Source organism: Limosilactobacillus galli (assembly GCF_947381495.1).
GTDB lineage: Bacteria > Bacillota > Bacilli > Lactobacillales > Lactobacillaceae > Limosilactobacillus > Limosilactobacillus galli.
On sequence record NZ_CANCWK010000103.1, the window covers coordinates 1 to 821 of the forward strand.

Annotated in this window: 7 tRNA genes; all 7 read right to left on the reverse strand. The window is 47.5% G+C overall.

Features of this window, described 5'->3' with window-relative positions:
- Positions 1 to 169: 169 nt before the first annotated feature.
- Positions 170 to 254, reverse strand: a tRNA-Leu gene (locus tag QOS10_RS09420).
- 14 nt (positions 255 to 268) lie between these two features.
- Positions 269 to 339, reverse strand: a tRNA-Cys gene (locus tag QOS10_RS09425).
- 37 nt (positions 340 to 376) lie between these two features.
- A tRNA-His gene (locus QOS10_RS09430) sits at positions 377 to 451 on the reverse strand.
- Between the two features lie 17 nt (positions 452 to 468).
- Positions 469 to 539: transfer RNA gene (locus QOS10_RS09435), tRNA-Trp, on the reverse strand.
- A gap of 6 nt (positions 540 to 545) precedes the next feature.
- Positions 546 to 628 (reverse strand) — tRNA-Tyr (locus QOS10_RS09440).
- A 5-nt stretch (positions 629 to 633) separates the two neighbouring features.
- Positions 634 to 706, reverse strand: a tRNA-Phe gene (locus QOS10_RS09445).
- 41 nt (positions 707 to 747) lie between these two features.
- Positions 748 to 820, reverse strand: a tRNA-Val gene (locus QOS10_RS09450).
- Position 821 lies beyond the last annotated feature (1 nt).

Consider the following 821-nt stretch of genomic DNA (forward strand, 5'->3'; position numbering starts at 1 on the left):
CTAGACCAAAAGCCAAAGTGGCTTAGTCTAGTTCTCAAAAATCTCTTCATCCTTACCGATTGACAAAGAGCCAAAATTGCAAAATAAAAAGCGCCCGCAAAGCCTGATATAACAAGCTTTACAGACGTTTGATTAGCTTAGCTGATACATTCGCATTACTGCTTTAATATGCCTCCGGTGGGGGTCGAACCCACACTCCCTCAACGGGAACTGGATTTTGAGTCCAGCGCGTCTGCCAATTCCGCCACAGAGGCATCAGCTAACTAAAAGGTGGTAATCGGATTTGAACCGATGATGAAGGTTTTGCAGACCTCTGCCTTACCACTTGGCTATACCACCAAATAGTTATGACCAGACATAATCGTCTGATCAGAAGGGCGGTATGTGGGATTTGAACCCACGCGTGCCGGACCCACAAACCGGTGTGTTAACCAAACTTCACCAATACCGCCAAGATATTCAGTTAAGCAGGGATAGTAGGAATCGAACCCACAATGACGGTTTTGGAGACCGTAGTTATACCGTTTAACTATATCCCTATAAAATGGAGGAGAGTGGATTCGAACCACCGAACCCGAAGGAATGGATTTACGGTCCATCGCGTTTAGCCAGACTTCGCTACTCCTCCATAAATGGCGCGGGACGGAATCGAACCGCCGACACACGGAGCTTCAATCCGTTGCTCTACCAACTGAGCTACCGAGCCATCGCATGTTTGCTATATATGTTTGCAACAAAATGTTGCAATGGAGGATACAGGGCTCGAACCTGTGACCCTCTGCTTGTAAGGCAGACGCTCTCCCAACTGAGCTAATCCTCCA